The organism is Aerococcus urinaehominis, assembly GCF_001543245.1.
Classification (GTDB): Bacteria; Bacillota; Bacilli; order Lactobacillales; family Aerococcaceae; genus Aerococcus; species Aerococcus urinaehominis.
Genome location: NZ_CP014163.1, coordinates 451084 through 475505, shown reverse-complemented (window position 1 = coordinate 475505; position 24422 = coordinate 451084). Strand labels below are relative to the sequence as shown.

At 42.1% G+C, this 24422-nt stretch carries 19 protein-coding genes and 1 tRNA gene; 18 read left to right on the top strand and 2 right to left on the bottom strand.

The genetic code is table 11. The features are described 5' to 3' along the window. From recN to hflX, 3 genes are read left to right on the top strand one after another with little or no spacing between them, the layout of a single operon-like run. Nucleotides 1-1716, top strand: coding sequence for a DNA repair protein RecN (gene recN / locus AWM75_RS02100; protein WP_067977653.1), 1716 nt, complete (start codon nucleotides 1-3; stop codon nucleotides 1714-1716). Next, nucleotides 1713-2660 (top strand): tRNA (adenosine(37)-N6)-dimethylallyltransferase MiaA, encoded by a 948-nt coding sequence (gene miaA, locus AWM75_RS02095; RefSeq protein ID WP_067977651.1) that lies wholly within the window; start codon nucleotides 1713-1715, stop codon nucleotides 2658-2660. Before recN ends, miaA begins: the two co-directional genes overlap by 4 nt. Then, complete coding sequence (gene hflX / locus AWM75_RS02090; RefSeq protein ID WP_067977648.1) at nucleotides 2661-3860, top strand: GTPase HflX; 1200 nt, start codon at nucleotides 2661-2663, stop codon at nucleotides 3858-3860. Nucleotides 3861-4018: 158 nt separating this feature from the next. Here hflX and AWM75_RS02085 read toward each other — a convergent pair. Then, nucleotides 4019-4092 (bottom strand) — tRNA-Arg (locus AWM75_RS02085). A 191-nt stretch (nucleotides 4093-4283) separates the two neighbouring features. Here AWM75_RS02085 and AWM75_RS02080 point away from each other — a divergent pair. The 7 genes from AWM75_RS02080 to AWM75_RS02050 all read left to right on the top strand — a co-directional run bounded on the left by AWM75_RS02080 (nucleotide 4284) and on the right by AWM75_RS02050 (nucleotide 11495). Then, the gene (locus AWM75_RS02080; RefSeq protein ID WP_067977645.1) at nucleotides 4284-5654 is read left to right on the top strand and encodes an ABC transporter substrate-binding protein; all 1371 of its coding nucleotides are present in this window, start codon (nucleotides 4284-4286) and stop codon (nucleotides 5652-5654) included. A 71-nt stretch (nucleotides 5655-5725) separates the two neighbouring features. Next, the gene (locus tag AWM75_RS02075) at nucleotides 5726-6622 is read left to right on the top strand and encodes a carbohydrate ABC transporter permease (protein ID WP_067977642.1); all 897 of its coding nucleotides are present in this window, start codon (nucleotides 5726-5728) and stop codon (nucleotides 6620-6622) included. Beyond that, nucleotides 6622-7479, top strand: a complete 858-nt coding sequence (locus AWM75_RS02070; protein WP_067977640.1) for a carbohydrate ABC transporter permease — start codon at nucleotides 6622-6624, stop codon at nucleotides 7477-7479. Before AWM75_RS02075 ends, AWM75_RS02070 begins: the two co-directional genes overlap by 1 nt. Before the next feature lie 9 nt (nucleotides 7480-7488). Further along, nucleotides 7489-8619, top strand: a complete 1131-nt coding sequence (locus AWM75_RS02065; protein WP_067977638.1) for an ABC transporter ATP-binding protein — start codon at nucleotides 7489-7491, stop codon at nucleotides 8617-8619. Then, the gene (locus tag AWM75_RS02060) at nucleotides 8616-9353 is read left to right on the top strand and encodes a glycerophosphodiester phosphodiesterase (RefSeq protein ID WP_234946623.1); all 738 of its coding nucleotides are present in this window, start codon (nucleotides 8616-8618) and stop codon (nucleotides 9351-9353) included. The genes AWM75_RS02065 and AWM75_RS02060 overlap by 4 nt, the downstream gene beginning before the upstream one ends. Before the next feature lie 136 nt (nucleotides 9354-9489). Next, nucleotides 9490-10287, top strand: coding sequence for an inositol monophosphatase family protein (locus AWM75_RS02055; protein ID WP_067977633.1), 798 nt, complete (start codon nucleotides 9490-9492; stop codon nucleotides 10285-10287). 59 nt (nucleotides 10288-10346) lie between these two features. Beyond that, nucleotides 10347-11495 carry an MFS transporter gene (locus AWM75_RS02050; RefSeq protein WP_067977632.1) on the top strand — a complete coding sequence of 383 codons (1149 nt, stop codon included), beginning with the start codon at nucleotides 10347-10349 and terminating at the stop codon, nucleotides 11493-11495. Between the two features lie 34 nt (nucleotides 11496-11529). Here AWM75_RS02050 and AWM75_RS02045 read toward each other — a convergent pair whose 3' ends face one another. After that, a complete protein-coding gene (locus AWM75_RS02045) occupies nucleotides 11530-11730 on the bottom strand; it encodes a helix-turn-helix domain-containing protein (RefSeq protein WP_067977630.1) in 201 nt (66 codons plus the stop codon). 133 nt (nucleotides 11731-11863) lie between these two features. Between AWM75_RS02045 and AWM75_RS02040 the strand changes: the two genes are divergently transcribed. The 8 genes from AWM75_RS02040 to AWM75_RS02005 all read left to right on the top strand — a co-directional run bounded on the left by AWM75_RS02040 (nucleotide 11864) and on the right by AWM75_RS02005 (nucleotide 24387). Beyond that, entirely contained in the window at nucleotides 11864-12577 is a 714-nt protein-coding gene (locus AWM75_RS02040; RefSeq protein WP_067977628.1) for a tRNA (adenine(22)-N(1))-methyltransferase, read from the top strand. After that, nucleotides 12577-13695, top strand: coding sequence for a Nif3-like dinuclear metal center hexameric protein (locus tag AWM75_RS02035; protein ID WP_067977626.1), 1119 nt, complete (start codon nucleotides 12577-12579; stop codon nucleotides 13693-13695). Before AWM75_RS02040 ends, AWM75_RS02035 begins: the two co-directional genes overlap by 1 nt. Nucleotides 13696-13709: 14 nt before the next feature. After that, nucleotides 13710-14966, top strand: coding sequence for a peptidase T (pepT, locus tag AWM75_RS02030; protein ID WP_067977623.1), 1257 nt, complete (start codon nucleotides 13710-13712; stop codon nucleotides 14964-14966). A gap of 13 nt (nucleotides 14967-14979) precedes the next feature. After that, nucleotides 14980-18594 carry a PD-(D/E)XK nuclease family protein gene (locus tag AWM75_RS02025; protein ID WP_067977621.1) on the top strand — a complete coding sequence of 1205 codons (3615 nt, stop codon included), beginning with the start codon at nucleotides 14980-14982 and terminating at the stop codon, nucleotides 18592-18594. After that, on the top strand, nucleotides 18578-22288 hold the full coding sequence (gene addA, locus AWM75_RS02020; RefSeq protein ID WP_067977619.1) for a helicase-exonuclease AddAB subunit AddA: 3711 nt from the start codon (nucleotides 18578-18580) through the stop codon (nucleotides 22286-22288). Before AWM75_RS02025 ends, addA begins: the two co-directional genes overlap by 17 nt. A 77-nt stretch (nucleotides 22289-22365) precedes the next feature. Beyond that, nucleotides 22366-22989: a ribonuclease H1 domain-containing protein gene (locus tag AWM75_RS02015; protein ID WP_067977616.1), complete on the top strand. Its 624-nt coding sequence runs from the start codon at nucleotides 22366-22368 to the stop codon at nucleotides 22987-22989. Between the two features lie 9 nt (nucleotides 22990-22998). Next, nucleotides 22999-23448, top strand: coding sequence for a signal peptidase II (gene lspA / locus AWM75_RS02010; RefSeq protein ID WP_067977613.1), 450 nt, complete (start codon nucleotides 22999-23001; stop codon nucleotides 23446-23448). Further along, complete coding sequence (locus AWM75_RS02005) at nucleotides 23449-24387, top strand: RluA family pseudouridine synthase (protein WP_067977611.1); 939 nt, start codon at nucleotides 23449-23451, stop codon at nucleotides 24385-24387. Nucleotides 24388-24422: the final 35 nt, after the last annotated feature.

The window sequence follows — 24422 nt, the reverse complement described above, 5'->3', positions numbered from 1 at the left end:
ATGCTACAGCATCTCAGCATAGAAAATTTTGCCATTATCGAATCCTTGACAGTGGATTTTGACAATGGTATGACTGTTTTAACTGGTGAAACAGGGGCTGGTAAGTCTATTATTATTGATGCCGTCAGTCTACTTGTCGGTGGCCGGGGCGCCACCGATTTTATTCGTTATGGTACAGATAAATTTAGCCTGATCGGAATATTTTACATGCCTAATTTGAATCCAGCCGCCAAACAATTATTAGAGGAGCTAAACATTGATTTTGCGGATGACCAATTATTGATTAGACGAGATCTCTACCAGTCAGGTAAAAATGTGATTAAGGTGAACGGCAAATCGCTGACCGTGGCTTTGCTGCGACAAATAGGCCAGTATATCGTCGATATCCACGGCCAAAATGAGCACCAGTCGTTAATGCAAGCTAGTAACCACCTTGATTTGCTCGATCGTTTTGCGGGTCAGCCGGTCCAAACCAAAAAGCAGGCTTACCAAGAAGCCTACCAGGATTATCGGCAGGCTAAGCAGGATCTAGACGAACTTAATCTGAATGACCAAGAGGTAGCCCAACGCATCGATCTCCTAAAGTTTCAAATTGAAGAAATTGACGCTAGCCAATTGAAACTTGGTGAAGAGGAAGATTTATTGGAACAGAGAAAAGTGATGCAAAATTATCAAAAGTTAGCTGATAATTTAGGTCAAGCGCGATTATTATTAATGCAGGCTGATGCTAATATTTTAGATCAGCTGGCCCAGGCTAGCCAATCTTTGGAGGCCATCGCCGACATTGAAACAGTTTATAATCAACTTTTTGACCAGATGCAAACACACTACTATGGCTTGCAAGAATTAAGTTATGAGCTCACCGATTATTTGGAAGGTCTGACCTATGACCCACAAGCATTAGACATGATCGAAGAGCGGTTAAACCATTTTAACCTCTTGAAACGCAAGTATGGCCCGGAAATTACAGATGTTATTAGTTATGGCGAGGCTGCCAAACAGGAGTTAGCTCAGCTGGAGAATAAGGAGAGCCACCAAGAAAAACTTGCCCAGAAAGTAGCTGACAAGTACCAGATTGCTAAAAAGTTAGCTAATCAATTGCACCTAGCCCGTCAAGCTGCCAGCCAGGATCTAAACCAGGCAGTTAATGCGCAATTAGCCGAATTATATATGGCTCAAGCCGATTTTCAGGTAAATTTTGACCAACAAGATAAGTTGACCAGTCAAGGTCTAGATAGTGTGGAATTTTATATTGCTACAAATCCTGGTGAGCCGCTTAAACCATTGGTTAAAGTGGCTTCAGGGGGCGAATTGTCACGTTTAATGTTAGCTATGAAGACTATTTTTCAACAGAATTATGGTGCGACTGCTATCATTTTTGATGAGGTGGACACAGGGGTTTCAGGACGGGTTGCTCAAGCAATTGCTAATAAAATGTTTGCTATTGCCATTGGTACTCAAGTACTATGTATCAGTCACCTTCCCCAAGTCGCTGCCATGGCTGACCACCATCTCTATATTTCAAAGACAGAGAAAGAGAATCGTACTGTAACTAGCTTAGCTAGCCTGGCACCAGAAGAGCGAGTGGATGAAGTGGCGCGCATGATTACCGGTGACCATATTACGGACAGTTCGCGCCAAGCAGCTAGAGAGCAGTTAGAGGAATCGGCTGACTACCGCCAATTAGCTAGAGGCCAGGGTGGTGTAAGTTCATGAGAGAAAAAGTAATTGTGATATGTGGCCCAACAGCTGTCGGCAAGACACAATTAAGTATCCAACTGGCAAAAAAATTTGATGGTGAAGTTATTAATGGGGACGCTATGCAAATATACCAACATTTAGATATCGCTACCGCTAAGGCTAGTTTGGCTGAGCGTCAAGGGGTTCCTCACCATCTGCTTGATATTCGTCAGGTCGACCAAAATTATTCCGTAGCGGAATTCAAGGCTGACGGTCAGACCAAGATTCATGAAATTAGTCAAAGGAACCACCTGCCCATCGTGGTAGGCGGGACCGGACTCTATTTGGAAGCTTTGATTTATGACCTTTCCCTAGGTAACAAGGCTGCTGAAGATCCAGACTATCGCCAGCAACTCACAGACTATGCCAACAACCACGGCAACCAAGCGCTACATGATAAACTGCAGTCACTAGATCCCCAAGCAGCTGATAAAATTCATGTCAACAACGTCAGACGGGTGATTAGAGCTTTGGAGGTATGCAAAGCGACTGGACAAAAATTTTCTGACCAGCAAGAAACCCACCATAACCACCAGAGTCCCTATGACCTCTTTATTATTGGTCTAAATACCGATCGACAGCTTCTATATGAACGCATCAATCAACGTGTAGATTTGATGCTAGACCAAGGTCTCTTAGACGAGGCCCAGTGGCTCTTAAACCAGGATTTACCAGCTGACCAACAGAGTATGAAGGCAATCGGCTATAAGGAAATTTTTCCTTATCTTAAAGGAGAAATTAGCCTGGATGCTGCCAGTCAAGACCTTAAACAAGCTTCACGTCGCTATGCCAAGCGCCAGTTAACCTGGATCCGTAACCGGCTGACAGGTGTTCACTATTATGACTTAGTAACTGGTAGGGATAGGTTGGCAGATATTGAAGCAGACCTAGATGAATATTTAAAAGGAGGCCATGCTTAAATGGAGCGTGTTATTGCCGTGTATGTGCAAACACCAGATGTTGACGACCGGCGTTTAGATATGCAATTAGAAGAACTGAGCGAGCTGGTCCGTACCGCCGGCGGTCAGTTAAAAAAAACTATTATTCAAAAGCGCGACCGCTATGATAATCGGACCTTAGTAGGTAAGGGGAAAGTCGCTGAAATTAAAGCGATGGCGGATGCTCATGAAGCAGACTTAGTAGTCTTTTACCAACCCCTATCACCTTCCCAAGGGCGCAATATTCAAGAAGAATTAGATATGCCAGTGATTGACCGCGTGCAATTAATTTTAGATATCTTTGCCCAACATGCTAGCTCCAAGGAGGGTAAGCTACAAGTAGCTTTGGCGCAAAATGAATACCTACTACCTCGCTTGGCTGGGCAAGGTACTAGCCTATCTCGCTTGGGTGGGGGGATTGGCACTAGAGGTCCAGGTGAAACTAAGTTAGAAATGGATCGTCGGGTATTGCGTCATGAGATTCAAAAAATCAAAAGAGAACTTAAAGCTGTGGAAGATCACAGGCAAAGAACCCGGCTCAAGCGTCAAGATAGCCCAACCTTTCAAATTGCCCTATTTGGTTACACCAACGTAGGTAAATCTACTATTTTAAACCAAATATCAGCAGGAGGTGCTCAGGAAGATAACAAGTTGTTCGCTACTCTGACACCTTTAACGCGTCAGTTCGATTTAGAAAATAAATTTAAATTAACTATCACTGATACGGTCGGTTTTATTCAGGATCTACCGCCTCAAGTGATCGATGCCTTTCACTCGACCTTGGAAGAGAGTCGGGATGTTGATTTAATGCTTATCGTGATTGATGCATCATCGCCATATGCTAGTGAGCAACAAGAAGTTGTTTTGGATTTACTAGCTGAATTGGAAATGAATCAAACACCTCATTTATTCGTTTATAATAAGATGGACCTGGTTGATGAGGGTCAGGACCACCTCTTTAGACCACCCTATGTGGCTATTTCAGCCCGGGATGAGACCGGCATGAATAAGTTAAAAGCAGCGATTATTGAACAGATAAAGACAATTTATCAGCCTTTCAAGATGAAAGTTGCGCCGGCAGAAATAGGTAACTGGATAGCCAAGCAGGACTATATATATATAGCGGATATGAGTTTTGATGATGATGAACAAGTCTATTGGTTATCTGGATACCGTCGTTAAGATAACAACCAGCCTGCTTTACCTTATAGGGGGGCGATAAAAGTCCCCCTAGATTTCCCCCTAGTCATAGGAATATATAGGAACAACTAGGAACAGAACGGATAAAAAGAAAAACCGGCAAGCCTTGCTATTAAGCAAAGTTTGCCGGTTTTATTGTATCTCGAGTGGGCGATTCGAACGCCCGACCTACGGTTTAGAAGACCGTTGCTCTATCCAGCTGAGCTAACCCGAGAGGCTACAACTATTACATTATAACTATTTTTAGCTAAGAAAGTCAAGGTTAAAAATATAGGACCAGTAGACTAACTGTATTTACATAAAATTTACGCAAAACTTACATAGATTAACATTAAATTTACAGGAAATTAATAAACGATGGCTAGAATAAAAATGTAAATAAATTAATCTTTCGGAGGGAAAATTATGTCGATTGAAGAATTTAAAAAATTGAGTTTAGTTGCTTTAGCAGCAACAACTCTATTAGCAGCTTGTGGTGGAGGCGGTGGTAACAATGCCGGCGGGTCTTCAGACAACAGCTCTTCTAATAATGCAGCGGCAGAAGGGAAAACTGAATTAGTATTCTGGCATGCCATGGGTGGATCAACTGGTGAAGCTTTACAAAAATTAGTTGACCAGTATAACGAATCTCAAGATGAAGTATTCGTTAATGCCCAATACCAAGGCTCTTATGATGAAACTTTAACTAAATTACGGTCTTCAGCTTCTGGATCAGATGTTGGTGCTGACTTGGTGCAAGTCTTTGAGCAAGGTACAACTTTCATGATTGACTCAGGTCTGACAGTACCGGTGCAACAATATGTGGATAATTCAGATTTTGATCTTGAAAAACTAGAACCAAATTTAAGAGCTTATTATACAATCGATGGTGCCCTCCATTCAATGCCATTTAACTCTTCAACACCAATTCTTTACTATAATAAAGATATTTTTGATAAAGCTGGTGTCAAGCCTGAAGAATTGACTAACTTAGAGGCAATTATAGCTAACGCTGACAAGTTAACTGGTGAGGGCGGTGCAGCCATGCCAATGTCTATGGGTATCTATGGCTGGTACTTAGAACAGTTTATTATTAAACAAGGCGAGCACATGTTTAATAATGAAAATGGCCGCGCTGGTCATCCAACTGAGGTAGTTTTTGATGAAAATGGCTCAATGGCTAAGACTTTAGAAATGTGGAAAAAAGGTTTAGATGAAGGGGTTCTACCTAATGTTGGTCGTGAGGGAGGTCAACCTGAATTCGTATCTGGTCAATCAGCGATTACAGTTGGTTCAACTGCTAACCTGCGCTCTATTTTGGAAGAGGTTGGTGGCCGTTTTGAGGTCGGTACTGCTTACTTCCCAGGTGTAGATGCCAAAGACACTCATGGTGTGTCTATTGGTGGTGCGTCATTATGGATGATTGAATCAGGTGATGATGCTAAAAAAGAAGCGACTTGGAACTTTATCCAATTCTTATTAGAAGCAGAAACACAAGCAACATGGAATGCTGATACGGGTTATTTCCCTGTTAACGTAGATGCACATGAAACTGAAACCTTCAAGAAAAATATTGAAGAGTTCCCACAATTCCAGACAGCAATTGATCAGTTGCATGATTCTACACCAGAAGACCAAGGAGCTCTTTCAGGTGTAAACCAAGAAGCGCGTCAATACTATGAAGCTGAACTAGAAAAATTATTAAATGGTCAAGTAACAGTGGAAGAAGCTGTTAAGAATATGGCTGATCAAACAAATGCAGCTCTAGAAAACTATAACGCTATTCAAGGTAACTAATTTTAAGTGCCATAAGATTAAGGCTGGAGCATTTGTTCCAGCCTTATATTTATGAAAGTAAGGAGTAAATTATGCAAAGAGCAGACGATGTGATAATCGTAAAAAAAGAAAAATCATTTGCAGAACGTATTAGCCCTTGGCTTTACCTACTGCCAGCAATTTTAATTCTAGCAACTTTTATGTTTTGGCCATTTATCCAAACATTAATTCGCTCTCTATACTTAACCGATTCTTTTGGTCAAAATGCTAAATTCTTAGGTTTAGGTAACTATATGGAACTATTTGCTAGTTCTAGCTTTTGGAATTCAATCCTAGTGACTTTACAGTTTGTGTTTTTTGTTGTCTTAGTGGGTGTACTATTAGGGTTTGCTACGGCTCTACTGTGTCAAAAAACTTTCCCAGGTATTAAGCTTTTCTCGACATCTTATGCGATGCCTATGGCGATAGCTTCAGCTGGGATGGCAATGATTTTCCAAGTTATGCTAAATCCTTCAATTGGCATTATAAATCGGATTTTTCCAACTAATATTAACTTTTTAACTCATCCGACTTTAGCCCTTTTAACCGTGGCAGTTTTAACAGGTTGGCTAAATTCCGGCATGAATTTTCTATATTTCTCATCTGGATTAGCTGGTATTGATGATAGTTTATACGAAAGCGCCGCTATAGATGGTGCTAATTCCTGGCAACAATTTCTTTATATCACTTTGCCATCACTTAAACCCACAATGTTTTTTGTAATTGTCACTAATGTGATTAATGCTTTTCAGGGATTTGGTCAAATTCATTTACTGACTAAGGGTGGTCCAGGTGAGGCAACTAACGTTATTGTTTATGATATTTACCGTAACGCTTTTATGAACTATCGCTACGGATTTGCTTCAGCGGAGTCAGTAGTTCTTTTTGTAATCGTAATGATTCTAACTATTATCATGTTCTATTTCCGTAATGAAAGGGGTAATTCTTAATGGCTCAAAATGTTCAACAAGTTGACAAAGTCAAAAAACCCATTAATTGGAGCCGGATAGGCTTGCTTTGCTTAAATATTATCATGTGGCTGATAGTGATGTTCCCCCTTATTTATGCTTTTTTAATGGCGATAAAGCCCCCTGCAGATTTATATAACCCTGAGAGTGTGTTATTTCCACAGCATCCTACTTTAAAAAACTTTTCGGATGTTTTTGATTTAGCTCCTATTGGTTTGTACATAAGGAACTCTTTAATTGTAGCGACTTCTATTACAATTATTCAGATTATTACTTCAGTCCTATCTGCCTTTGCTTTTAAATTCTTACATTTTAAGGGTTCAGGTATTCTGTATGCTTTAATCATGGCAACTATGATGATTCCTGGCGAATCGGTTATTATTTCTCAGTTTTTAATGGTATCTTCATGGGGATGGACAGATAGTTTGCGGGTATTAATTATTCCATTTGCAGTTTCGGCCTTTAATATTTTTCTTTGCCGTCAATCATTAGAAAGTTTCCCAATGGAAATCTATGAAGCAGCTAAAATTGATGGCTGTTCTAATCTACGGTTTGTATTCACCGTACTATTACCGTTGATGAAACCTACCTTAGGGGCTATGGCAGTACAATCATTCCTAGGTGGTTGGAATATGTACATGTGGCCGTTACTAACGACAAATAATGATAATGTGCGTACTGTACAGATTGGTATCGGTATGTTAAATAGTGTTGATTCACAATCGATGGTTTTAATGGTTGCCGGTGTTGTTATCTGTATGATTCCAAGTTTAGCAATCTTTATTATCGGTCAACGGAATATGGTCAAAGGCTTAACAGCTGGAGCAGTTAAAGGTTAGGAGAAAATAATGGCAGACGTAAAATTAAAAAAAGTAGCTAAAATTTATGAAGACGGCTTTAAGGCTGTTAAAAATATTGATCTTGATATCAAGGATAAAGAATTTATTGTTTTTGTTGGGCCATCAGGTTGTGGTAAATCGACTACCTTACGGATGATTGCCGGGTTAGAAGATATTTCTGAAGGTGAGTTATATATTGGTGACGAATTAGTGAACAATGTGCCGCCTAAAGATCGAGACATTGCGATGGTATTCCAGTCATATGCGCTCTACCCGCATATGAATTGTCGTGATAACATGGCGTTTGCATTAAAATTAGCAGGTGTGAGTAAAGAAGAACGTTATAAACGAGTGGAAGAAGTTGCTGAAATTTTACAATTAACGCCGCTTTTAGATAAGAAACCCGGGGCACTTTCTGGTGGGCAACGACAACGTGTGGCTCTAGGACGTGCTATGGTAAGAAAGCCTAAAGTTTTCTTACTCGATGAGCCCTTATCTAACCTAGATGCCAAATTACGGGTAACCATGCGTTCTGAAATTGTCCAATTACATAGAGAATTAGAGACAACCTTTATTTATGTTACCCATGATCAAACAGAAGCGATGACTATGGGAACGCGAATTGCTGTATTAAATGCTGGCCAGATTGAACAATTTGATACACCAGGCAATCTATACCGGAATCCTGCTAATAAGTTCGTAGCGGAATTTATCGGTAGTCCACAAATGAATATGATCAATGGACGTCTGATAATGACTGAAAATGGCCCTGCTCTGGCATCAGCAAATGAGGTCTTTCTCCTTTCGCCTGAAAATCAGAAACGCTTGAAGGTAGAGGCTGATGGACGTGAAGTTTACATTGGGATTCGCCCTGAAAATCTAAGTTATGCCGATACACGCTACGACAATAATGTGATTAAAATTCAAACTAATAATGTTGAGCAAGTAGGGTCAGATACTTTCGTTTACTTCGATTTCCATTCGGCCGATAAGGAATTAGCTGCTCGTTTTAACCCAGCTCGTCCAGTTCCTTATAACTCTGAAATTTTTGTAGCCATCGATATGGATGAAATATTTATTTTTGATAAGCAAAGTGAAGAATCTTTACTTGATAAAAGACCAGTAGAGGAAATTCTATGATGACTAAAGTTATTGCACATAGAGGTTATAGTAAATTATACCCAGAAAATACTATGTTGGCTTTTAAAAAAGCTGCTGAATATGATATTTATGGGATTGAATTAGATGTTCAATTGTCTAAGGATGGGACTGTAGTTATTTGTCATGATGAATCCGTCGAACGGACTTCTAATGGTCAGGGTGAAATTAAAGACTTGACCATTAATGAGTTAAAAGAGCTAACTTTCGATAAGGGTATGGCTAGCGCGCAAGGCCAGGTACATGAGGATATAACGATTCCAACATTGGATGAATTTTTGGCTTGGATCCAGCCACATCCTCTGATCATAAATATTGAATTGAAGACTAATCTGTATTCGTATCCAGGCATTGAAAAAAAGGTGGCTCAATTGATTGACCAATACGGTCTAGCTGATCGTACGATTGTCTCCTCATTCAATCATGAAAGCTTGATGACCTTTAAAGAACTAGCACCTCATGTTAAGCTAGGTTTCTTAACGGCGCAGCAGCTATACCAAGCTGGAGATTATTGTGCCCGCAATGGTGTGCAATATTATCACCCGTATTATATAACTTTGAGCCAATCGGGTCTGGAAGACTTAGCAAAAAATAGTGTTTTAGTTAATACATACACTGTCAATCAAGCCGAAGATATGCAGAAACTAGCTGCAAAAAATATTAATGCCCTAATTACTGATGATGTTGAATTAGCTATAGCTAGTATCGCAATATAGCTGCAGGTAGTCTTTTAAAGGACCTAGGACGAGTAGCCTAGGTCCTTTAACTTAGCAGTAGGACTAATAATAAGCATAAACCTAGATTATAGTTATCTTAACTAAAATGTTCACTGTTAATTAAGGAGTAATTTATATGGATATAAATAAGTTGGACTATACGGTAAAATCCTGGTTTCCCCAAATAAGAGATTTGGTAATGGAATCTGCCGCCTATAAAATGAAGACCAAACGAGACTTTCGTGATTTAGCTACAGAGGTTGATATCGCTGTTCAACAGCTGATTGAGTCAAAAATTAAGCAGTTACCAGGCGACCAAGTAATTATTGGCGAGGAAACTTATCAAGCTAGCGGTCAAGATGGTCAGGCTGATAATCTCTGGCTAATTGACCCGATTGATGGTACTGCTAACTTTGTTAAGCAAGCAGAAAACTATGCGACTATGATTGCCTATTTTTCTAAGGGGCAGCCGATCCTATCGTATATCTATGATATTTATCGCGATGATCTTTACTGGGCCAGGCAAGGGCAGGGGGTATATTTGAACGACGAAAAAATGCCTATTCCTGAAAACCTAAGTTTACAAGATTCCTTAGTTGGCATTTCTCCGCGACACGTCAAGGGCAAAGCCTATTTTTCCTATCTTCTCGACCAGGCGTTTGATATACGCAACTACGGCTGCTCTTCCTTAGACGGCATCAGTGTTATAAAAGGTCAATATGGTGCCTTCATTAATCCAGGTGCTGGCCCTTGGGACTATAGTCCGTTAATATTAATGGCCCAAGAGCAGGGATTGCATTTTTCCCGCCTAGATGGAACCCAGCCTGATATCACGCAACCGTCTAATTTTATTATTGCCAGTCAATCTTGTTATGATGAATTGGCTGAGTTATTAGCACCCTATAGCCTAGCTGAGGGTTATGAAAACTTTTGAAAAATGACCTAGCAAAAAGTTTAATGGTTACTTAAAATAGAGTAAAAGGAGAATGAAATATGAAGACAAATAAGATGCCATGGCCATCCTTGCTTTTACTCGCATTTGTGGCCTGTATTGCTATGATTTCGGAATTACTACCAGCTGGATTTTTGCAGGAGATGGCTGGACAATACCAGGTGCCCCTTGGTCAAATGAGTTTATTTATTGGGACTTATGCGATCATGTCTGCGGTGGTCGGTATTCCAGTTACTCGCTTATTCAGCCATGTTAACCGGCGCTATTATTTGATTGCAGTGTGTTTGGCTTATGCTGCCGCAAATTTTGTGATTGCTTGGGCCCCCAATTTTATTTTAGCTTTTGTAGCACGGCTAGTAGCTGGGTCAAGTGCGGGTGCCTTGTGGGCCATGTTGGGCTCATACCCGGTGAGTTTCTTACCTCACCACCTAGCTGGCCGAGGTACAACAATTGTTTTAGGAGGGGTTACCATTGGTTTAAGCATTGGCCTCCCTTTAGCGACTGCCTTTGCCAAAGCTGTAACCTGGCAGGCTGGCTTTATGTTAGTAGCTAGTTTATTTACGGTCTGTGCTTTATTAGGATTAAAGCTGTTTCCAAGTGTCGCCGGTGAAGCTTATAGTGCTGAAAACAACTATCTGATTCTACTTAAGAATAAGGACATCCTTATTGTTAGTTTAGTGACTATCCTGCTGGTTTTAGCCCACTACATGTCATATATTTACATTCAATTGATTAGTGAACAGGCTGGCGTAGCGGTTGGGTCTGCCCAATTAGCCTTTGGTGTTGGCGCTCTGGTGTCAATCTTTGTCGTGGCCCGCTTTATTGACCAGCGTTTACATGGTTTAGCTATAGCCATTGCTATTTTGGCCGGTCTTGCACTCTTGATACTGAATGTACTATCTCAGTCCAGCCTGCTAGTTTATTTGGCTTTTGTCATGTGGGGCTTGAGCTTTGCGCCGATGACAACAGTTCTACAGACTGCCTGTACCCAACAGGTAGACCGGGGTAAAGCTTTAGCCAACTCCCTAAGTGCTACCTCATACGATATCGCCATAATGTTGGGCTCAATGATTGGTGGGTTAACCTTAACAGCTATCGGTTTATCAGGCACCCTTTATTTATCAATTGCCGTTTTTATACTAGCTAGTGTGGTAATTTATAAATCACCTAGAACTTTTACAAATAAATAGGACAAAAAAAGGTTGGAAAATGTTCCAACCTTTTTTACATCTGAATTTCTGCTTGCCTAGCTTGATAGTAGTCGGTCAAGCGGGCAGCATTCTTCATGGTCATGTTTTCAATTTTAACTTCACCATTTTTTAATTTATATAAATTACTCTCACTAATGCCAGTGTCTGCTGCAATTGTAGCGACAGAAATTTGGCTGTGGAGTAAGTCATGGATCTTTTTTGTATTAGCCTGCACGATATCCGCCTCCTATTACTAATAATTATATAGTGAGGCCATTTTTTTAACAAAGAAAACGCTCAGTTTGAATAAGTTTGTTGCTGAGATAAGAGATTGCTATAATGGAAGGGTAGAAAAAAAGAGGTGTCCTATGAATTCAAAAAAATTATCAAAACGCTTAGAAGCTGTTGCTAGCTTTATCGACCAAGATAGTCGCTTGGCAGATATTGGTTCAGATCATGCTTACTTGCCATGTCATTTGGTGCTTAACAAGCAAATTAACTTTGCCATTGCTGGCGAGGTGGTCGCAGGCCCGTTAGCTTCAGCAAAAAAAGAGATTGCAAGATGGGAGCTAGCTGACCAGGTTCAGGCTCGTTTAGGTGACGGTCTAGCGGTTATTCAGCCAGAGGACCAGGTTGATACGATTACAATTTGCGGTATGGGCGGGGCACTAATAGTTGATATCTTAGAGCGAGGCTTGGCAGATGGTAAGCTGCAAAACCAACCCAAGCTAATTTTACAGCCTAACCTAGCTAGTGATCAAGTGAGGTCATGGTTGGTTGAACATGATTATAAAATTGTTGCTGAGGATATTATCCAAGAGAAGGGTAAAATTTATGAGGTAATCGTTGCTCAAGCTGGCCACCATGAACCGGCCTTATCCGAAAGTGATTTGCTTTTTGGCCCATATACCTATCAGGCTAATCCGCAAGTCTTTAAGGAAAAGTGGCAGGCAGAGTTGGCCCATCATCAAAAAATTATTGACCAAATTCAATATGGGGCTAATCAGGAAGGCCTGGACCATTTTGGTCACCAATTAAACTTGATTCAGGAAAGATTGAATGAAATCGAGGAGGCAGACTAATGACTTTTACAGTAGCAGATTTTATTGAACGATTTGAACGATTTGCGCCCCCAACTCTTGCTGTGTCAGGAGATCCGATTGGTTTGCATTTTGGCTCACGCCAGCAAGCCATTAGCAAGATTTTGGTTACTCTAGACGTTAGACCTGAAGTTGTGGACGAGGCGATTGACCTGGGCGTGGATTTTATTTTTGCCCACCATCCACCCATCTTTCGTCCAGCTAGCCGGCTTGACCAAGACCAACCCCAACAAGCCATGTATAACAAAATTATCCAGCATGGTATTGCTGTTTATGCCGCCCACACCAATCTAGATGCTGTGGCAGGTGGGATGAATGACTGGTTGTCGGATTTATATGAGATTAGGGATACAGAAATTCTTAATAGTCATACTGCTATTCCTTACTACCGGGTGACGACTTATGTGCCAACTGATGATTTAGCTGCAGTTAAAGCTGCTATTTTTGCCAGCGGGATAACTGATAGTGAAAATTATGCCAATGTGGCTTATCAACATTTAGGCATTGGAACTTTTAAACCGCAAGCGGCAGCTCAGCCAGCCAGGGGCCAGCTAGACCAGCAGGAAAAAGTAAATGAAGTAGCCTTTTCTTTTGTTTGTTCAAAATTTGACCTTAACCGTGCCTTGGCGACTATCCAAGCCAGTCACCCCTATGAAGAAGCAGTGACAGATGTTGTGACGCTGGAAAATATGGCTAAACCAGTCGGCATTGGTCGTGTTGGTAATTTAGAGAAAGCCATGCCCCTGGCTGATTATGCCCAATTAATTAAAGAAAAATCTAATCTATCAGGCTTACGCCTAGTAGTAGCTGACCCTGACCGACCAGTTAAGCGGGTCGCTGTTTTAGGCGGTGCTGGTGAAAAATATTATCAAGATGCCTTAGCTAAAGGGGCCGATACCTTTATTACTGGTGATGTCTATTATCATACTGCTCATGACATGCAGGCAGCTGGTCTTAATGTAATTGATCCTGGCCATCATTTTGAATCAATTTGCAAGCCGCACTTGCTTGACCTATTTAAAAATTGGCAGGCAGAAGATGGTTGGCCAGTAGAAATTTTTATGAGCCAATTAAATACTGATCCCTTTAGTTTTGTATAGAAAGGAAGATTAAGATGGCATATAGTATTGACAAAGAGGCCTTACTAACTCGTTTTATTCGCTATGTCAAAACAGAAACCCGCTCAGATGAAAACCAGACAGACCGGGTGCCCTCAACTGACAGCCAGGTCGTTTTTGCCCAAAGTCTAGCCCATGAATTAGATGAGCTAGGCCTAGTGGATGTTTTCTATAATAGCAAAGATGGCTATGTGACAGCTTGTTTACCAGGGAATGATAGCAGCCATGAATACCCGACAATTGGCTTTATTGCTCATCTAGATACCGCGGATTTTAATGCCAAAAATGTCCAGCCTCAAATAATCGATGATTATCAAGGCGGAGAAATTAATTTAAGTGACTCCGGTTACCAATTATCTCCAAAAGAATTTCCCTCATTAAATAACTATCATGGCCATACCTTAATTACAACGGATGGACGGACCCTCCTAGGAGCTGATGATAAGTCAGGTATTGCAGAGATTATGACGGCAGTTGCTTATTTAAAAGACCACCCGGAAATTAAGCATGGACCTATCAAGGTTGCTTTTGGACCGGACGAAGAAATTGGTGTAGGTGCTGACCGCTTTGATGTCGACCGCTTCGGGGCTGATTTTGCTTATACCATGGATGGTGGACCTTTGGGTGAATTACAATACGAAACATTTAATGCAGCGGCTGCCAAACTGGAAATAAAAGGGAAGAATGTGCACCCTGGTACGGCTAAGGGACAGATGATTAATGCCCTGCAAGTAGCCATCGATTTTCACCAATCCCTACCAGTGGATGACCGACCGGAAAAAACTGAAGGTCGACAAGGATTTTTCCACTTACTTAGTTTATCGGGGGTTGTTGATGAAGCCCAGGCTAGTTATATCATTCGCGACCATGATCGTGACCAATTTGAGGCTCGAAAACAGAAATTTATAGACCTGGTGACAGCTATCAACGATTGTTATCCTAGCAATGTTATTGAAGCCAGCGTAAACGACCAATACTATAATATGGGTGAAATTATTAGCCAGGATATGCGGCCAGTTTCTTTGGCCAAACAAGCCATGGTTGATTTAGCTATTGAGCCGGTTATCCAACCAGTACGTGGTGGCACTGATGGTTCTAAACTAACCTATATGGGTCTGCCAACACCCAATATATTTGCTGGTGGAGAAAACATGCATGGCCGCTTTGAATATGTGTCTTTGCAAGTGATGTGCCAGGCTTGCCAGGTGATTATCCGTATTGCTGAACTAGCTGGTAACTATCAAGACTTATAAGAGGAGGGACTTTGTGGCCTTACAATTTTTTAATACACGACTGACCCACCAGGATAAAACTAGCTTGTACCAAGCTATTGACCAACACCTGGCGGCTAGTCCAGACCACCAAGTTTTTTATTTGGTTCCTAACCATATGAAGTTTGATATGGAGCTAGAGGTTTTTCAAGCCATGAAACAGGTGAGACAAACAGCCGCATACCATCCCGCTAATTCGGGGGGGATGCGGCTGCAAGTCTTTTCTTTTCAGCGTTTGGCCTGGTATTTGCGACCAGCTGACCAAGCTCAACTAAGCACTAGCCTCAGTCAGATTGCAGTGGTCATGCTCTTGGCCAAAGTGCTAGGCCAATTGGCGGATGATTTAGTGATTTTTCGTGGCGAAGTAAACAATATCGGCTTTATCAACCAATTAGCCGAGTTATTCAAGGAATTTCAAGAGGGTAATATATCAGGTTCAGATTTAGCTGGTCTAACGACAGACCTGGCTGACCACGTTCAGGGTGACCTTTTAAAAACTAAGCAAGTGGATAAGCTAAATGAGCTAGCTAAAATCTATCAAGCCTATGATCGCGCCATGGCTGACCAAGCCTACAGTCAGACCCTAATTTATGATCAATTAGACCAGGCCATTAGTCAGGTTGATCTAGGAAAAACCATGGTTGTGATTGATGGTTTTATCAACCTCAATCGTCGCGAATTACAGATTGTCCAGGCCTTAATAGCGGCTGCTGGGGAAGTAGTGGTTTGCCTTGAATTAGACCAGACCTACCGCCAAAATCTGCCTGATTCAGGACATATTTACCGCTATAGTGGGGAAATATATTACCAGCTCTATCAATTCGCTCAGGCCCACCAAATTACCATACGGTCAGATGCTTATGGCCAGGTCAGCCAGCAGCTCTCAACTGGACTAGCTAACATGGTTAGTTATTTTGAAAATAATCAACAAGTAGTCTCTGAGAGTGAAAAGGCTAGTGTTAGGGAAGCTTATCAGGTTTGGATGTGTGAGTCGACTTATATTGAAAGTGAACAAGTAGCCAATAAAATTTATAATCTGGTAGCCAAAGCAGGCTATCGCTACCAGGATATTTTGATTCTAACCCGGGACATGGACCATTACCGCCAGCAACTCTTGCCTCAATTACAAAGGCAGGGCATCCCTTATTTTGTCGATGATGAAGAAACTATGGCCGGCCACCCATTGTATCGTTTTCTCAAGGCGCTTTATCGGATTTATCGTTATAACTGGCGTTATCAAGATATTTTTGACCTCTTAAGGTCGGAATTATTGCTTCCTAAAACTCATGACCAAGAAGCTATGGATTTGCCTAGTTTCCGCCGTCAAGTTGATTTAACCGAAAATGTCGTCCTGAAGTACGGCTATGAGGGCAAGAAGTGGTGGCGACCTCAGGCCCAGTGGCGCTACTTACGAGTTGATGAAAATGGCGAGAAAATTGGCTCCCAAACTGACCAAGCTGTCGAAAAAATTGCCAATGAGGTCAAAAGTTTTGTGGCGGGTAGCTTAGAGGCACTATTTGATAAATTAGACCAGGCTGAGGATAATCGGGCTGCCATGACTGTTTTATATCAATTTCTTAACCAAGCAGGGGTGGTGGACCAGCTCTTTAGTTGGCGTGACCAGTTACTGGACCAAAGCCAGCTAGAACAAGCTCGTCATCATGAGCAAGCTTGGCAAAGCTTAGTTGATTTATTGGACGATTATGTCACCCTATTTGCTGACCAGACCTTTGATATGGATGTTTTTTTTGAAATTCTCCAGTTGGCCATGAACCAGGCTACTTACGCTATTGTGCCACCTAGTTTAGATGCTGTCACCATAACTGGTATGGATAGCCAACGGGTGCAGAAGGCCAAGGTAAGTTTTGTCATTGGTTTAACAGACCAAGTTCTGCCAAAGAACTACCAGAATCGCAGTTTGCTTAACTTAGAAGATCGCGACCTCGTTGGTCAAGTCTTAGCTCCAGACCAGGCACTAGCTCCAAATGAACTTGATTTGCGGGCAAATGAAAATTTTGTAGCCTTTAAAGCCTTTACCTCAGCTAGTCAGCAAGTCTTTTTAACAGTACCTTATAATAGTTTATCGGCATCATCGGGCCAGCCTTCACCTTATATTGACCGCCTCTGTCAGGCTTTTGCCTTGTCAGCTGTTTTTAAACGTCATAATCAAATTAATTTAACCAGTCGTGATGCCCTGAGTCTGGGCAATTACCAGTCACAAATTTATCATTTATTGATGAAAATCCGCCAGGCCTTTGATGAGGGACGGATTCTAGATAAGTTTTGGTTGCAACTTTACCAGGATTTACTGGCTGATACCGATTTGCTACCAATATTTAAGCCCCTGCTAAAAAGCTTAACTTTCCATAACCGGGTAGAAAATCTCGAGCCATCACTAGCTCAAGACTTATATGGCAAAGATTTCTCTGCTTCAGTTTCTCGTCTTGAAATGTATAATCGTGACCCCTTTTCTTACTTTTTGGTCCACGGTTTAAAGCTCAAGGAACGGGAACTTTTTACCCTGGATGCGCGGGAAACGGGTAATTACTATCATGACGCTATTGAGCATTTCTTCCAGTTAGCCAACCAGGCCCAGCTCAAAATTAGTCAACTGGATGCTAAGCAGTTTGACCAGCTCTTTAGGCAGACCAGTCAAGATTTGTTAAATGAGGATCAATACCCTAGTTATCATATTTTTAAGGTTAATAACCGCCACAAATACCGCCAACAGCGCTTAGACCACAGCCTATACCAAACCTTAAGGGAGCTGGTTAACCAGTACCGGCTATCTCATCTTGAGAACTACAAGAATGAACTCTCCTTTGGTTTTGTAAACGCTGATATTAGCCAGCCCTTGAATCTACGGACTAGTGACGGCCATAATATCAATTTACGGGGGCGGATTGATCGCCTAGACTGCTTGCCTGAGGCGGGTAAGACTTATATTCAAATCGTTGACTATAAGTCGTCTGCCCATAAAGTAGATTTTAGTCAAATTTATAGCGGGACTAGCCTGCAGTTATATACTTACTTGCTAGTTGCTTTAGCCTATTTTAATAAGCAGGCCGACCAGCCCGCCTTACCTTTGGGGGCCTTTTATGAGGAAGTTAAGAGCCCCTTAATTAAGGTGACTAATCAGGCAACTTTTGAAGCAAATCGTGACCAACAATATTTAGAAAGCTATCGTTTGGAGGGGTATGTCTTGGCAGATGCCGGCTTGATCAGTCAGGCTGACCAACATTTTGCTAGGGAAGATCGGTCACTCATTTATCCCGCCCAATTAACCAAGCAGGGTAATTTTCACCAAGGCCGGTCCAAGGTGGTCAGTCTAGCTGACTTTCAGACTATTCTTGACTTTACTCAGGCTAAAATTATAACAACGGTTGAACAGATGATGTCAGGCGACATCAGTTTGCAACCCCTGGAAGAAGATCCTTACGTTCCTTCTATTCGGGAACCTTATCGTGCCGTTTCCTTTTTTGATGCCAGTGATTATTTAAACCATTATCGGCCACTTGAAAAAATGACCAAAGAACAATTCTTCCAACGATTAAAAGCAGATCAGGCGGAAGATGATGAAGAGGAGGCCAACCATGACCAAGACGCCTAGTAATTATACTGATAGCCAGTGGCAGGCTATTCAAGCTGATGGTAAGCATATTCTAGTTTCTGCTTCAGCTGGTTCAGGTAAGACGCGGGTATTAGTTACTCGTATTTTAGAAAAAATAAAAAAGGGTATTTCTGTTGACCAACTCTTGGTGGTCACCTTTACCGAGAAGGCGGCCAAGGAGATGAAGGAAAGGCTAGAGACCAGTCTTAAAGATTTAGTAGTCGAATGCCAGGATTCTGAATTAAGAGACCATTATTTATCTCAAATCCACCGTTTACCATCAGCTCACATTTCAACCATCGATGCCTTTTGCCGCCAGGTCATCCAGTCTTATTACTATTTAATTGACCTAGACCCGGTTTACCGCTTGGTCACCGATCAAACAGAAGAAATAATGAATCGCCAGGATATCTGGGAGGATTTAAAAGAAGACCTATTGGGGCAAGATAATCCTTATTACTTGGTCGTGGCTGATAACTATGCGAGTGGCCGGGGCGACCAGGGCTTGGACGAGATTATTTTTGACCTTTATGATAAAGCCAGATCTCATGCTAACCCGTCAGCCTGGCTTGATCAACTTTTGGTCTATTACCAGCCAAGCGATCAGTTGACTACCAGTCGCCTCTACCAAGATTTAATTAAACCAGAACTAGTTAGCCAATTACAGCAATTGCTCACCCAGTATGATAATTTAATTGCCATAACCCCTAGTCAAGAGGCGGTGGGCTTTGCTAAGTTTAGCGCAGATGTTAAACAGCGACGCGACCAGTTGGTCAAGCTTATGGACCTAGTGCAAGTAGGCACTTATAGCGACTTGTACCAGGCCTTTAATCAGCCCCTGGCTAAGGTCCGCAATAAAGTAAAAAAAGATTATGCTGACGACCAGGCCATGCTTGATTATCGGGACCAATTGCGCGACCAACTTAAACTTATCAAGGATAATTATGACAAAATAATTGATAAGTATTTTGCTTTTGATGAGGAGACCCAGTTAAACTTTCTCAAGGAGGCTAGTCGCTTAGCCCATGCTTTAGTTGCCGTTGAAAAAGAGTTCATGCAAGCTATGACTGCCTTTAAGACAGACCAGAGGCTGATGGACTTTGCTGATGTGGAATACTATACCTTACAAATATTAAATGAGAGCAGCCAACCAGATAGTCTAAATGAGGCCAGCGCTTATTACCAGGCAAAATTTGAAGAAGTCATGGTTGATGAATATCAGGACGTTAATGCCCTCCAAGAAGCTATTTTACAGGCCGTTTCCCACCAGGATTCCGACCAGAATATGTTTATGGTGGGGGATATCAAGCAATCAATATATCGCTTTCGTTTTGCCGAGCCCCAGCTGTTTGTTGATAAATTTGATGCTTTTGCAGATGGGAATCAGGGTGAACGGATTCTATTAGCAGAAAATTTCCGGTCACGACCAGAAATTTTATATCTGACCAACTATATTTTCCAACAAATTATGGACACTAGCCTTGGTAAGATTGATTATAACCAGGAGGCTGAATTTAAACTAGGCTCTACAAACTATGACTTGGACCAGGATATGCCAGTTGAATTACTACTCTTTGATAAGGATAGTTTGGCCGACCAGTCCTTGGTTAAGGATAGTGATGAGGCCCAGGTGGAAATGATTGCCCAGCGCATTCGTCAAATGATTGATCAGGGCGAGCAGATTAATGATGGTGGCCCAGATAAGTGGCGTAAAATTGACTATGGTGACATTGTCATCTTATCGGCAACACGTGGCCACCATTTGGCTGTTGAAAAAATCTTTGCGGATTATCAAATTCCTTTGGAAATGGATAACTTAACTAATTATTTTACCCGGTCTGAAATTACAACCATACTGAGCGTTATGAAATTTATTGATAACCCCTACCAGGATATCCCCTTGGCTTCAGTGCTCAGGTCGCCGATTATGGGCTTGTCAGAGTCTGACCTAGCCAAGATAAGATTAGCTGGGCCTAATATGACTTATTACCAGGCCATGCTAGCTTATATCGACCAGGCTGATCCACGCACAGTTTTGGCCCAAAAGCTTGGTCAATTAGTAGCCTGGCATGAAAAGTGGCGGGATATGGCCCGCGACCAATCGCTCAGCCAACTAATCTGGCAAATTTATAATGACACGGGCTTTTTAGAATTTGCAGCAGGTATGCCTAACGGCTTGCAGCGCCAGGCTAACCTGCATGGTTTATACCTACGGGCTAGTGACTTCGAAAAAACTAACTTCAAAGGTCTGTTCCAATTTATTCGCTTTATTGAATTAATGCAGGCCAGTGATAATGATTTGGAGGAGGTTAAACACCAGGATATTGAGGGCAATCGGGTCCGTTTGATGACCATTCATGCTTCTAAAGGTTTGGAAAGTCCCATTGTTTTTTACTTAAATCTTTCCCGTCAGTTTAACCAGGAAGATCTTAAGGGAGGTTTGGTGGTTTCTGATGGGGCCGGTTTGGGTGTTAAAATTAATAACCATGAACTGCATATGACTTACCCTAACCTAGCTTTTCAAGCTAGTCGTGATCAGGTCCACCAGGATATGATGGCTGAAGAGATGAGAAAGTTGTATGTTGCCCTAACCCGGGCTGAGCAAAAGCTAATCATGCTGGCAAGTATTGACAAGTGGGAAGCTACCCTACTTAAATGGCAATCAAAGATTCAAGGTGGCCAGCGTCTCTTACCTTATGCGAGTCGCTTAGAAGTGCGCTCGCCCTTGGATTGGATTGGGCCGGCCCTTATGCGTCATAAAGATTTTGGCCAAATTAATCATAGTGTCCATCTAGAAACCATGCCTGCTAAGCCAGGACAGGCTTTTAAGTTGCAGCTGGCTAGGTTAACTGCGGCTGATATTATCAGCCAACGCCCTCAAGAACAAGTAACTAGTAATCAGGAGATTGATTTGGCGGCCTGTCTATCTAATGACCACCTAGACCAAGGGGTGGTAGAGCTTGGTCCTAGAAAATTTAGCTATCCTTATCAGAATGCTAGTGAAACAACCTCTTACCAGTCAGTTTCTGAGTTAAAACGTCTCCTCTATGATCCAGATGACCTCCGACTTGATCATCAGTTAATGGGTCGACCTAGCCAGCAAAGACAGGTCAGATACGTTGAAGAGGATCGCTTAGTGCCTAAATTTCTTCAGGAAGACCAGGGTGTGAGTGCAGCTGAAATTGGGACCGCCAACCACTTGCTGATGCAGACTATCTCTTTTGATTACCAGCCAAGTAGTCAGGATTTTAGAGTCCTATTTGACCAGCTCCAAAGTCGAGGCTTGATTAGATCACAGTTAGCAGACCATATTGATTTTGACCACTTAGCTGCCTTTTTTAAGACGGCCATCGGTCAAGAGTTGATTAGACAGGCTGACTTGGTTAAGCGAGAAGAATCTTTCTCGTTGACTTTACCCGCTAAAAAAATATTCCCTGAGACACCAGCTAAGGACCAATTACTGGTACACGGAACTATTGATGGTTTTATTCTTTATCCAGATGAGATTTTACTTTATGATTTCAAAACTGACCGGATTGCCTATCTCAGTCAAGACCAACAAGCTGATTTATTAAGGCAGCGTTATCAGACCCAAATCGATTTGTATGCGGAAGCCTTGGAGACCATTTTCCAAAAGCCGGTGAAAGATCGTATCATTATCGGTTTAGACACTTTGATTACCGTCTACGCTTAAGCGGTTAACAGTTGGCAAGGCCATTTGACTTGTGCTAAAGTAAGAGGGCTCTTTAATTAGCTGAGGAGGAATTAATCATGGCCAAATACTATGCCGTTCGACGCGGACGCAAGCCGGGCATTTATAGAACCTGGGACCAGGCCAAAGCCCAAGTCCAGGGTTATAGCCAAGCCGAGTTTAAATCTTTTACTGACCCAGACCAGGCTCAGGCTTTTATGGCAGGAGGGAGCAACAGACTTGGTTCAAGTCCAGGAAATGAAGAGGCCGATAAAGGTCAAGAGATGACTGTGTATGTCGATGGTTCTTATGACGCCCAATCAGGCTACTATGGTTATGGCGGTGTGGTCTTTTTCCAAGGGCAAAAACAAATTTATAAGGGTAGTCAAAACAAGCCTGGTCTCCAAGACATGCGAAATGTTGCTGGGGAAATTATCGGCGCCATGCAAGCGGTCAAGCTGGCCAAGCAAGCCGGTGCCAAGTCTCTAGCTATTTATTACGACTATCAGGGAATCAGTAAGTGGACCTTAGAAGAATGGCAGGCTAAAAATCCTTATACCCAGGCTTACCGTGACTATATGCAGGCTGCCAGTCAAGACCTAGCTATTAGCTTCCATAAGGTACAAGCTCATACTGGGGACCAATATAATGAGGAGGCGGATAGGTTAGCCAAGCTAGCAATTCGCCAAGCTCTAAAGAATTAGGAGGAAAGGATGCTCTACTATTTAATAATTGCGCTTTTAGTTGGTCTAGACCAAATCGTCAAACTATGGACTGTTAATAATCTTGACTTGCATACTGGCCAGCCCCTAATCTCTGGCTTGCTATCCCTCTATTACATCCAAAATGATGGGGCAGCTTGGGGAATGTTATCAGGGCAGATGTGGCTCTTTTACATCATTACCGTGGTCATTTTGGTTGTTTTAATCAAAATGCTTCACGATGAAGGTTTTAACCAGCCACTAATGGGCTGGGGGCTCTCCTTGATTATTGCTGGCGCTATCGGTAATTTAATTGATCGACTCCATTTAAATTATGTGGTGGACATGTTCCGTTTAGAATTTATTAATTTTCCCATATTCAATGTTGCCGACATCTGTTTGACCCTGGGTGTAGGCCTACTAGTTATCTACTTACTGTTTGTCCACAAGGAGGTAGACTAAATGCCTGACATCAAAAATTTTCAGGTGACTGACCAGGCCGGACATAGGCTTGATCAATTTCTGAGCCAGCGCCTAACTGGCTATAGCCGAACTGAAATAAAAACTTGGATAAAGGAAGGCCTAGTCCTAGTTAACCAGCAGCCAGCCAAGGCCGCTTATAAGTTGGTTGTTAATGATCAAGTTCAAGTCAGTATGCCTCAACCAGTATCTGAAGAAATCAAACTAATCCCTCAGGAAATGCCCTTAGACATTGCTTATGAAGACGATGATTTAATTGTTGTTAATAAACCCCAGGGCTTGGTAGTTCATCCATCCATGGGCCATAATCAGGATAGTCTAGTTAATGGGTTACTAGCCTACGTTGCTAACCAGGGAAGTCAGCTTGCTGACAATACCGAGGCCTTCCGTCCAGGAGTCGTTCATCGACTGGACAAGGACACATCTGGTCTCTTGCTAATTGCTAAAACCAACCAGGCGCTGACTAGCTTGCAACAACAAATTCAAGCCCACAGTATTGAACGACGTTACCAAGGTTTGGTTTATGGGGAAGTTTTTGACCAGCAAGGCCTGATTGATGCACCATTAGCTCGTCATCCTAAAGATCGGACCAGGTTTACTGTGGCTCGCGATGGTCGGCCAGCCCGTACCCATTTTAACTTACTCAAGCGTTACCAGGGCTTTTCCTTACTAGACTTCCGGCTAGAGACAGGTCGGACCCATCAAATCAGAGTGCACAGTCAATTTATTGGTCATCCCCTAGTTGATGACCCAACTTATGCCCGGGCCTACCAACCCCAATTTTTTGACCAGCAAGGCCAGTTGCTCCATGCTTATGGTTTAAGTTTTGACCACCCGGTCACTGGACGAAGATTAACCGTAAAGGCAGAATTGCCTGAACACTTTCAGGATATTTTAGCCCAGCTAGTAGTCAAGGGATAAGTTTTTTGCATCTGGGCCTATAATTTAGTAGAATA

Excerpts from the sequence above, each read along its gene's own strand:
- miaA (WP_067977651.1), top strand. The coding sequence starts at position 1,713 with ATGAGAGAAAAAGTAATTGTGATATGTGGCCCAACAGCTGTCGGCAAG.
- AWM75_RS02005 (WP_067977611.1), top strand. The coding sequence starts at position 23,449 with ATGCCTGACATCAAAAATTTTCAGGTGACTGACCAGGCCGGACATAGG.
- AWM75_RS02070 (WP_067977640.1), top strand. The coding sequence starts at position 6,622 with ATGGCTCAAAATGTTCAACAAGTTGACAAAGTCAAAAAACCCATTAAT.
- pepT (WP_067977623.1), top strand. The coding sequence starts at position 13,710 with ATGGCATATAGTATTGACAAAGAGGCCTTACTAACTCGTTTTATTCGC.
- hflX (WP_067977648.1), top strand. The coding sequence starts at position 2,661 with ATGGAGCGTGTTATTGCCGTGTATGTGCAAACACCAGATGTTGACGAC.
- AWM75_RS02050 (WP_067977632.1), top strand. The coding sequence starts at position 10,347 with ATGAAGACAAATAAGATGCCATGGCCATCCTTGCTTTTACTCGCATTT.
- AWM75_RS02080 (WP_067977645.1), top strand. The coding sequence starts at position 4,284 with ATGTCGATTGAAGAATTTAAAAAATTGAGTTTAGTTGCTTTAGCAGCA.
- AWM75_RS02040 (WP_067977628.1), top strand. The coding sequence starts at position 11,864 with ATGAATTCAAAAAAATTATCAAAACGCTTAGAAGCTGTTGCTAGCTTT.
- recN (WP_067977653.1), top strand. The coding sequence starts at position 1 with ATGCTACAGCATCTCAGCATAGAAAATTTTGCCATTATCGAATCCTTG.
- AWM75_RS02015 (WP_067977616.1), top strand. The coding sequence starts at position 22,366 with ATGGCCAAATACTATGCCGTTCGACGCGGACGCAAGCCGGGCATTTAT.
- addA (WP_067977619.1), top strand. The coding sequence starts at position 18,578 with ATGACCAAGACGCCTAGTAATTATACTGATAGCCAGTGGCAGGCTATT.
- AWM75_RS02075 (WP_067977642.1), top strand. The coding sequence starts at position 5,726 with ATGCAAAGAGCAGACGATGTGATAATCGTAAAAAAAGAAAAATCATTT.
- AWM75_RS02055 (WP_067977633.1), top strand. The coding sequence starts at position 9,490 with ATGGATATAAATAAGTTGGACTATACGGTAAAATCCTGGTTTCCCCAA.
- AWM75_RS02060 (WP_234946623.1), top strand. The coding sequence starts at position 8,616 with ATGATGACTAAAGTTATTGCACATAGAGGTTATAGTAAATTATACCCA.
- lspA (WP_067977613.1), top strand. The coding sequence starts at position 22,999 with ATGCTCTACTATTTAATAATTGCGCTTTTAGTTGGTCTAGACCAAATC.
- AWM75_RS02065 (WP_067977638.1), top strand. The coding sequence starts at position 7,489 with ATGGCAGACGTAAAATTAAAAAAAGTAGCTAAAATTTATGAAGACGGC.
- AWM75_RS02035 (WP_067977626.1), top strand. The coding sequence starts at position 12,577 with ATGACTTTTACAGTAGCAGATTTTATTGAACGATTTGAACGATTTGCG.